Consider the following 8866-nt stretch of genomic DNA (forward strand, 5'->3'; position numbering starts at 1 on the left):
CGCGCCTTTTGAAGGCAGCCAGATCCCGAGAGGGATAAGAAGTAAACAAAGCGGAGCACTAAGATGATCCAGATGCAAAGTATGCTGGGTGTTGCCGACAACTCCGGCGCTCGCAGTGTAATGTGTATTAAGGTTCTGGGTGGTTCGCACCGCCGTTACGCCGGCATCGGCGACATCATCAAGGTTTCCATCAAGGAAGCCATTCCTCGCGGTAAAGTGAAGAAAGGTGATGTGTATAACGCGGTGGTCGTACGCACCCGTAAAGGCGTTCGTCGTCCGGACGGCTCTGTCATCCGTTTCGACAACAATGCGGCTGTGTTGCTTAACAACAACCAACAGCCAATCGGTACTCGTATTTTTGGCCCGGTGACTCGTGAACTGCGTAATGAGAAGTTCATGAAGATTGTGTCCCTGGCACCCGAAGTACTGTAAGGAGTCGAACGATGGCAGCTAAAATCCGTCGCGAAGACGAAGTGATTGTTCTTACCGGCAAAGACAAGGGCAAGCGTGGCAAAGTCACTCAAGTCCTGATTGCAAAAGGTAAGGTAATCGTGGAAGGCATCAACCAGGTGAAGAAACACCAGAAGCCGGTACCCGCACTGGGTCAGGCTGGCGGTATCGTCACCAAAGAAGCCCCCATCGATGTATCTAACGTAGCGCTGTTCAACTCTGCCACTGGCAAGGCTGACCGCGTTGGTTTCCGGATTGAAGACGGCAAAAAAGTCCGTTTCTTCAAATCCACCGGCGAACTTGTGAAGTAATTGGAGTTTAACGATGGCGAAACTGCATGATTACTACAAATCCGATGTAGTAAATGAACTGTCCAAACAGTTCGGTTACAAGACTATCATGCAAGTCCCTCGGATCGAGAAAATCACCCTGAACATGGGTGTTGGTGAAGCGATCTCTGACAAGAAATTGCTGGAAAATGCTGCTGCCGATATGGCTGCCATTTCCGGTCAGAAGCCGCTGATCACCAAAGCTCGCAAATCTGTTGCGGGCTTCAAGATTCGTGAAGGCTACCCGATAGGTTGTAAAGTAACCCTGCGTGGCGAGCGTATGTGGGAGTTCCTGGAACGGCTGATTTGCATCTCCGTACCGCGTATCCGTGACTTCCGTGGCCTGAACGCTAAAGCGTTCGACGGTCGTGGTAACTACTCCATGGGCGTGCGTGAGCAAATCATCTTCCCGGAAATCGACTATGACAAGGTCGATCGCGTCCGTGGTCTGGATATCACCATCACCACTTCCGCGAATACCGATGAAGAAGGCCGTGCTCTGCTGGCTGCCTTTAACTTCCCATTCCGCAAGTAAGGTTAGGGTTATGGCTAAAACTTCCATGAAAGCACGTGAAGCAAAGCGTGCGAAGCTGGTAGCCAAGTTCGCCTCCAAGCGAACCGAGCTGAAAGCTATCATTGTTGATATGAACGCTTCTGAAGAAGCGCGTTGGGATGCTGTCCTGCAACTGCAACAGCTGCCCCGTGATTCCAGTCCGTCCCGCCAGCGTAACCGTTGCAATATTACTGGTCGTCCGCACGGTTTCCTGCGCAAGTTTGGCCTGTCTCGCATCAAGGTGCGTGAGCATGCCATGAAGGGCGAAATTCCGGGCCTGAAGAAGGCTTCTTGGTAACGAATCTCGGGAGTTAGACTTATGAGCATGCAAGATCCGATCGCGGATATGCTGACCCGCATCCGTAACGGTCAGGCGGCGAGCAAAGTTGCGGTTTCCATGCCTTCTTCCAAGCTGAAAGTGGCTATCGCCAAAGTGCTGAAAGAAGAAGGTTACATCACTGGCTACTCCGTAGCTGGTGACGTGAAGCCGGAACTGGAAATTGAACTGAAATATTTCCAGGGCAAGCCAGTTGTAGAACTGATCCAACGCGTGAGCCGTCCCGGCCTGCGTATTTACAAGCGCACTACTGATCTGCCGAAAGTTATGGGCGGTCTCGGTGTTGCTATCGTGTCCACGTCTAAAGGTGTGATGACTGACCGTGCTGCCCGCAAAGCAAGCATGGGCGGTGAGATCATCTGCTACGTCGCTTAATAGGAGGTAGGAAATGTCTCGTGTTGCTAAGGCACCCGTCACTATTCCTGCTGGCGTAGAGGTGACTCTGAACGGCCAGGAACTGTCCATCAAAGGTGGTAAAGGTTCCCTGGTTCGCTCTATTCACGCCGGTGTAGAAGTGACCAAAGAAGACAATGTACTGAAGTTCGCCCCGCGCGACGGCATCGCTGGTGCTGACGCTCAGGCCGGTACTGCCCGTGCATTGGTCAACAACATGGTAATCGGTGTTACCCAAGGCTTCGAGCGCAAGCTGCAGCTGGTTGGTGTAGGTTATAAAGCCTCCATCAAGGGCAATGCTGTTGCGCTGGCTCTGGGCTTCTCTCACCCGGTAGAGCATGCGCTGCCGGCTGGTGTCACCGCTGAGTGCCCGACTGCCACAGAAATCGTTCTGCGTGGTGTCGACAAGCAGCTGGTTGGCCAAGTCGCCGCCGATATCCGTGCTTACCGCGCTCCGGAGCCCTACAAGGGCAAGGGTGTACGCTATGCCAACGAGCAAGTGCGTACTAAAGAAGCTAAGAAGAAGTAAGGTAACACTATGGACAAGAAAGCAGCTCGTCTCCGTCGTGCTACTCGTGCTCGGAAAAAGATGCAGGAACTGGGAGCTACCCGTCTGGTTGTTCACCGTACCCCGCGTCATATCTATGCGCAGGTTATTGCAGCCAACGGTTCCGAAGTTCTGGCCTCTGCTTCCACAGTAGAGAAAGCCATCAGTGAAGCTATTAAATACACCGGTAACGCTGATGCAGCGACCGCGGTAGGTAAAGCAATCGCTGAGCGTGCTATTGCCAAAGGCGTTCAGAACGTATCTTTCGATCGTTCCGGTTTCAAGTATCACGGTCGCATCGCTGCTCTGGCAGCTGCTGCACGTGACGCTGGTCTTCAGTTCTAAGCTAGGAGTCGAAGATGGCTAAAGTCGAATCTCAAGCCGGCGAACTGCAAGAAAAGCTGATTGCAGTAAACCGTGTTTCGAAAACTGTTAAAGGTGGTCGTATCATGTCCTTCACCGCGTTGACCGTGGTGGGTGATGGTAACGGCCGTGTAGGTTACGGTTACGGTAAAGCCCGTGAAGTTCCGGCCGCTATTCAAAAAGCGATGGAACAGGCTAAGCGTAACCTGAACAAGGTTGAGCTGAACAACGGCACTCTGCACCACCCGGTGCGCGGTGTTCACTCCGGTTCCACCGTGTTCATGAAGCCGGCCTCCCAAGGTACTGGTATCATTGCAGGCGGCGCCATGCGTGCTGTTCTGGAAGTTGCTGGTATCCACAACGTGCTGGCCAAGACCTACGGTTCCACCAACCCAATCAACGTTGTTCGCGCAACTGTCGACGCTCTGGTACAGGGTCAATCCCCGGCCCAGATCGCTGCCAAGCGTGGTCTGCGCGTTGAAGAAATTCTGGGGTAATGCGACATGGCTAACACTGTAAAAGTAACTCAAACTCGCAGCTCTATCGGCCGTCTGCCAAAGCACAAGGCGACTCTGCGTGGTCTGGGTCTGCGTCGCATTGGTCACACCGTTGAGCTGGAAGATACTCCCTGCGTACGCGGCATGATCAACCAGGTTTATTACATGGTTAAGGTGGAGGGCTAAGCATGCGTCTGAATACTCTGTCTCCGGCCGCTGGCTCCAAGCGCGTTAAGCACCGTCCGGGCCGTGGTATCGGTTCTGGTCTGGGCAAGACCGGTGGTCGTGGTGTTAAAGGTCAAACCTCTCGTTCCGGTGGCGGCAAAGTCCGCAACGGTTTCGAAGGCGGCCAGATGCCTTTGAAAATCCGTCTGCCGAAGTTCGGTTTCTTCTCCCGCAAATCTTTGGTTTCTGCCGAAGTGCGCTTGAACGAAATCGCCCTGGTAGAAGGTGATGTGGTCGACGTGAGCACTCTGAAGCAAGCCGGTGTTATTACTAAAAACATCGTGTTCGCTAAAGTTGTTCTGTCTGGCAACATTGACCGTGCTGTGACCGTTCGTGGTCTGTCCGTCACCAAAGGTGCACGTGCAGCCATCGAGGCCGCTGGCGGTAAAATCGAGGAATAATCAGTACAATGGCTAAGAAACCAGGATTGGATGTTAAAGCACAGGGTGGTCTGAGTGAACTGAAGAGCCGTCTGCTCTTCGTTCTCGGGGCGATTATCGTTTTCCGTGCAGGCTCTTATGTGCCGATTCCTGGTATTGACGCCGCCGTACTGGCCGAGTTGTTCCAACAACAGAAGGGCACCATCATTGAGATGTTCAACATGTTCAGTGGTGGTGCACTCTCGCGTGCTTCTATTCTTGCGCTGGGGATCATGCCGTACATTTCGGCGTCGATCATTATCCAGCTGCTGACTGTGGTTCACCCCGCTCTTGCTGAACTCAAGAAGGAAGGTGAATCCGGCCGTCGCAAGATTAGCCAATATACCCGTTGGGGCACGCTGGTTTTGGGAACGTTCCAGGCCATTGGTATTGCAACCGGTCTGCCGAATATGATGCAAGGACTCGTGACTCATCCGGGTTTGGGCTTCTATTTCACGGCCGTTGTGAGTCTGGTCACCGGTACCATGTTCTTGATGTGGTTGGGTGAGCAGATTACCGAGCGTGGGATTGGTAATGGTATCTCGTTGATTATCTTCACAGGTATCGTTGCTGGTCTGCCTCATGCCATTGGCGCTACGGCCGAACAGGCACGTCAAGGGGAATTGCACATCCTGCTGTTGTTGTTGCTGGGCTTGATTGTTTTCGCAGTGACTTACTTTGTGGTGTTCGTGGAGCGTGGTCAGCGTCGTATCGTCGTTAACTATGCCAAGCGTCAACAAGGCCGCCAGGTATTTGCCGCGCAAAGCACACACCTGCCGTTGAAAGTGAATATGGCCGGTGTGATTCCTGCGATTTTCGCATCCAGCATCATCCTCTTCCCAGGGACCATTACCTCTTGGTTTGGTCAGGGCGAGGGCAAGATCGCTGATATCCTGCAACAGGTCTCTATGGTCCTGCAGCCGGGTCAGCCCTTGTATGAGATGCTCTATGCAGCAGCCATTATCTTCTTCTGCTTCTTCTATACCGCGCTGGTGTTCAACCCCCGCGAGACAGCAGACAACCTGAAGAAGAGTGGAGCCTTTATCCCGGGGATCCGCCCGGGCGAGCAGACAGCACGTTATATCGATAAGGTTATGACTCGCCTGACATTGGCAGGTGCACTCTATATAACCTTTATCTGTCTGGTACCCCAGTTCTTGATGACTGCCTGGAACGTACAGTTCTACTTCGGTGGCACTTCGCTGCTGATTATCGTGGTAGTTATCATGGACTTCATGGCTCAGGTTCAGACCCATATGATGTCTCATCAATATGGTGATGTCCTGAGGAAGGCCAACCTGAAGGGCTACGGCCGCTAAAGGTCGGCGTAGTTACGGAGTTAAGCAATGAAAGTTCGTGCTTCCGTTAAGGCAATCTGCCGTAACTGCAAAATCATCAAGCGTCACGGTGTGGTGCGTGTGATTTGCAGCGAGCCAAAGCATAAACAGCGCCAAGGCTAATTTTTTACGGTTAGTACTTGCAACAAATAGTTGTGCTGGCTAATATAGCCAGCCAACTTTTGTTGTGTATTGGTTGACCGCCACGTATCCGCTCACGGGCTTTGTGGTGGTCGTAATCTACTATATGTAGGAGTGAATAGTGGCCCGTATCGCTGGCATTAACATTCCTGACCATAAGCATGCAGTCATTGCTTTGACTGCTATTTATGGCGTCGGTCGTACCCGCTCCAAGGCCATCTGTGCCGCAGCCGGTATCGCTGAGAATGTGAAAATTAAAGACCTGGACGAAGCTCAGATCGAGAGTCTGCGTGAACAAGTAGGTAAATTCACCGTTGAAGGTGACCTGCGTCGTCAGATTTCCATGAACATCAAGCGATTGATGGATCTGGGTTGCTACCGTGGTTTGCGTCACCGTCGTAGCCTGCCTGTTCGTGGTCAACGTACCAAGACCAACGCTCGTACCCGTAAGGGTCCGCGCAAGGCTATCAAGAAGTAACGGGAAGGTAGAAAATGGCTAAAACTCCGACTCGTGCTCGCAAGCGCGTTAAAAAGCAAGTGAGCGACGGTATTGCGCACGTTCATGCATCTTTCAACAACACAATCGTGACCATTACTGACCGTCAGGGCAATGCTCTGTCATGGGCTACCTCTGGTGGTTCAGGTTTCCGTGGTTCCCGTAAGTCCACTCCGTTTGCTGCCCAGGTAGCTGCTGAGCGTGCTGGTGAGATCGCCAAAGAATACGGCGTGAAGAACCTGGAAGTCATGGTCAAAGGTCCGGGTCCCGGTCGTGAGTCTTCCATCCGCGCTCTGAACGCGGCTGGTTTCCGCATCACTAACATTACTGATGTGACTCCGATCCCGCACAACGGTTGTCGTCCTCCCAAGAAGCGCCGCGTGTAACGCTGTAGCTACTTGGTCTAGGATTGTTGGAGAAAGAAGATGGCAAGATATATCGGTCCTAAGCTTAAGCTTAGCCGTCGTGAGGGCACCGACCTCTTCCTGAAGTCTGGTGTTCGTGCGATTGATTCTAAGTGCAAGATTGACACCGTTCCTGGTCAACACGGTGCGCGTAAAGCGCGTCTGTCTGACTACGGTGTTCAGCTGCGCGAGAAACAAAAAGTTCGTCGTATCTACGGCGTATTGGAAAAACAGTTCCGCAACTACTACCGCGACGCTGCCCGTCAAAAGGGTAACACCGGTGAAAACCTGTTGCAGCTGCTGGAAGGTCGTTTGGACAACGTTGTTTACCGTATGGGCTTCGGTGCTACCCGTGCTGAATCTCGTCAGCTGGTGAGCCACAAGGCCATCATGGTCAACGGTCGCGTTGTGAACATTCCTTCTTTCCAGGTTTCCCCTGAGGACGTGATCTGCGTTCGTGAGAAGGCTAAGAAGCAAGCGCGTATCAAAGCATCCCTCGAGGTTGCTGGTCAGCGCGAGAAGCCGACTTGGGTAGAGGTTGATGCCGCTAAAATGGAAGGTGCTTTCAAGCGTCTGCCAGAGCGTTCCGACCTGTCTGCCGACATTAACGAACAGCTGATCGTCGAGCTTTACTCCAAGTAAAGCTAGCTTCTAAAGAGAGGACACAATGCTGGGTTCTGTAACAGATTTTCTTAAACCGCGGCTAGTTGACATCGAGCAAGTTAGCCCGACTCATGCGAAAGTGACTCTCGAGCCACTTGAGCGTGGCTTTGGTCACACGCTGGGTAATGCCCTGCGTCGTATTTTGCTGTCTTCTATGCCCGGTTGTGCAGTTACTGAAGTCGAAATTGACGGGGTACTGCATGAGTACAGCAGCAAAGAAGGTGTACAGGAAGACATTCTTGAAATCCTGCTCAACCTGAAAGGTATCGCTGTGAAGCTGGAAGGCAAGGACGAGGTAACTCTGTCCCTGACCAAGTCTGGAACAGGCCCCGTTACCGCTGGTGATATCACTCACGGTGATGAAGTCGAGATCGTAAACCCGGAGCACGTAATCTGCCACCTGACTGGCGCCAACGCTGAAATCAGCATGCGCCTGAAAGTTCAGCGCGGTCGTGGTTATGTGCCTGCTTCTGCTCGTGTTCACAACGATGATGAAGAGCGTCCTATTGGTCGCCTGCTGCTGGACTCCGCGTTCAGCCCCATCGTTCGTATTGCCTACAACGTTGAGGCAGCACGTGTGGAGCAGCGTACCGACTTGGACAAGCTGGTCATCGACATGGAGACCAATGGTACTCTGGATCCTGAAGAAGCCATCCGTCGTTCTGCCACTATTCTGGCTGAGCAACTGGAAGCCTTCGTGGATCTGCGCGATGTCAGCGTGCCCGAGAAGAAAGAAGAGAAACCCGAGTTTGATCCGATTCTGCTGCGTCCTGTCGATGATTTGGAGCTGACAGTTCGTTCTGCGAACTGTCTGAAGGCAGAAGCTATCCACTATATTGGTGATCTGGTACAGCGTACCGAAGTTGAGTTGCTTAAGACTCCTAACCTCGGTAAGAAGTCCCTGACTGAGATCAAGGACGTGTTGGCCTCCCGTGGTCTGTCTCTTGGCATGCGCCTCGAGAATTGGCCGCCCGCCAGCATCGCTGACGAGTAATCCAGATTACGGGTTTCACAGATTTAGTTAGAAGGATAAGGTCATGCGCCATCGTTTGAGTGGTCGTCAACTGAACCGGAACAGCAGCCATCGTCAGGCTATGTTCCGCAACATGGCCAGCTCCCTGGTTCGTCATGAGATCATCAAGACGACTCTGCCTAAGGCAAAAGAGCTGCGTCGTGTAGTTGAACCGCTGATCACCCTTGCCAAGACTGATAGCGTTGCTAATCGTCGCCTGGCATTTGCCCGTACTCGCGATAACGCGATCGTGGCTAAGCTGTTCAATGAACTGGGCCCGCGCTACCTGGAGCGCGCCGGCGGTTATACTCGCATTCTGAAATGCGGTTTCCGTGCAGGCGATAACGCCCCTATGGCTTACATTGAGCTGGTAGACCGCCCGGCCGCTGCTGAAGCAGTTGCTGAGTGATAAAGAAAAAGCCGGGCTTGTCCCGGCTTTTCTTTTAATGGATTCTGATACTGCCTCAACTGCCTCAACTGCCTCAACTGCCTCAACTGCCTCAACTGCCTCAACTGCTTACTCTTGATCGTGTAGTTCCTTATATAGGTAGGTATTCCTTATCATCGAATGATGATCTTCCATTCACCTGGTACAGAAAAAGCCAGCCGGTGGTATGAGCTGCTCGCAGAGGAGGGCTAATTTAGGGCTCTGTCCCAGTTATGTGTTGAAAGGCTAATCTTGAAGTAGGTCATCACCTTG

The 8866-nt window shown here is 52.6% G+C and carries 17 protein-coding genes; all 17 read left to right on the forward strand.

Features of this window, described 5'->3' with window-relative positions; genetic code table 11:
• Positions 1-63: 63 nt before the first annotated feature.
• A complete protein-coding gene (rplN, locus tag QLG02_RS20610; RefSeq protein WP_005307975.1) occupies positions 64-432 on the forward strand; it encodes a 50S ribosomal protein L14 in 369 nt (122 codons plus the stop codon).
• 11 nt (positions 433-443) lie between these two features.
• A complete protein-coding gene (gene rplX, locus QLG02_RS20615; protein ID WP_005307977.1) occupies positions 444-761 on the forward strand; it encodes a 50S ribosomal protein L24 in 318 nt (105 codons plus the stop codon).
• 13 nt (positions 762-774) lie between these two features.
• Positions 775-1314, forward strand: coding sequence for a 50S ribosomal protein L5 (gene rplE, locus QLG02_RS20620; protein ID WP_005331162.1), 540 nt, complete (start codon positions 775-777; stop codon positions 1312-1314).
• A gap of 10 nt (positions 1315-1324) precedes the next feature.
• Entirely contained in the window at positions 1325-1630 is a 306-nt protein-coding gene (gene rpsN, locus QLG02_RS20625) for a 30S ribosomal protein S14 (RefSeq protein ID WP_011704315.1), read from the forward strand.
• 21 nt (positions 1631-1651) lie between these two features.
• Entirely contained in the window at positions 1652-2044 is a 393-nt protein-coding gene (rpsH, locus tag QLG02_RS20630; protein WP_011704316.1) for a 30S ribosomal protein S8, read from the forward strand.
• A gap of 13 nt (positions 2045-2057) precedes the next feature.
• A complete protein-coding gene (gene rplF / locus QLG02_RS20635; protein WP_005307981.1) occupies positions 2058-2591 on the forward strand; it encodes a 50S ribosomal protein L6 in 534 nt (177 codons plus the stop codon).
• Positions 2592-2600: 9 nt separating this feature from the next.
• The gene (gene rplR, locus QLG02_RS20640) at positions 2601-2954 is read left to right on the forward strand and encodes a 50S ribosomal protein L18 (protein WP_011704317.1); all 354 of its coding nucleotides are present in this window, start codon (positions 2601-2603) and stop codon (positions 2952-2954) included.
• Between the two features lie 14 nt (positions 2955-2968).
• Positions 2969-3469: a 30S ribosomal protein S5 gene (gene rpsE / locus QLG02_RS20645; RefSeq protein WP_011704318.1), complete on the forward strand. Its 501-nt coding sequence runs from the start codon at positions 2969-2971 to the stop codon at positions 3467-3469.
• A gap of 6 nt (positions 3470-3475) precedes the next feature.
• Entirely contained in the window at positions 3476-3655 is a 180-nt protein-coding gene (gene rpmD / locus QLG02_RS20650; RefSeq protein WP_005307985.1) for a 50S ribosomal protein L30, read from the forward strand.
• A 2-nt stretch (positions 3656-3657) separates the two neighbouring features.
• Positions 3658-4095 (forward strand): 50S ribosomal protein L15, encoded by a 438-nt coding sequence (rplO, locus tag QLG02_RS20655; protein WP_005307987.1) that lies wholly within the window; start codon positions 3658-3660, stop codon positions 4093-4095.
• An 8-nt stretch (positions 4096-4103) separates the two neighbouring features.
• Positions 4104-5432, forward strand: a complete 1329-nt coding sequence (gene secY / locus QLG02_RS20660; RefSeq protein ID WP_010672567.1) for a preprotein translocase subunit SecY — start codon at positions 4104-4106, stop codon at positions 5430-5432.
• Positions 5433-5459: 27 nt separating this feature from the next.
• A complete protein-coding gene (gene rpmJ, locus QLG02_RS20665) occupies positions 5460-5573 on the forward strand; it encodes a 50S ribosomal protein L36 (protein ID WP_005319705.1) in 114 nt (37 codons plus the stop codon).
• Between the two features lie 139 nt (positions 5574-5712).
• Positions 5713-6069: a 30S ribosomal protein S13 gene (rpsM, locus tag QLG02_RS20670; protein ID WP_005307991.1), complete on the forward strand. Its 357-nt coding sequence runs from the start codon at positions 5713-5715 to the stop codon at positions 6067-6069.
• Positions 6070-6083: 14 nt separating this feature from the next.
• Entirely contained in the window at positions 6084-6473 is a 390-nt protein-coding gene (rpsK, locus tag QLG02_RS20675) for a 30S ribosomal protein S11 (protein WP_005319702.1), read from the forward strand.
• A gap of 39 nt (positions 6474-6512) precedes the next feature.
• A complete protein-coding gene (rpsD, locus tag QLG02_RS20680; protein ID WP_011704319.1) occupies positions 6513-7133 on the forward strand; it encodes a 30S ribosomal protein S4 in 621 nt (206 codons plus the stop codon).
• 25 nt (positions 7134-7158) lie between these two features.
• Entirely contained in the window at positions 7159-8148 is a 990-nt protein-coding gene (rpoA, locus tag QLG02_RS20685) for a DNA-directed RNA polymerase subunit alpha (protein WP_005307997.1), read from the forward strand.
• Between the two features lie 43 nt (positions 8149-8191).
• On the forward strand, positions 8192-8575 hold the full coding sequence (gene rplQ, locus QLG02_RS20690) for a 50S ribosomal protein L17 (protein WP_282466020.1): 384 nt from the start codon (positions 8192-8194) through the stop codon (positions 8573-8575).
• Positions 8576-8866 lie beyond the last annotated feature (291 nt).

The organism is Aeromonas sp. V90_14 (assembly GCF_029967615.1).
GTDB lineage: Bacteria > Pseudomonadota > Gammaproteobacteria > Enterobacterales > Aeromonadaceae > Aeromonas > Aeromonas hydrophila.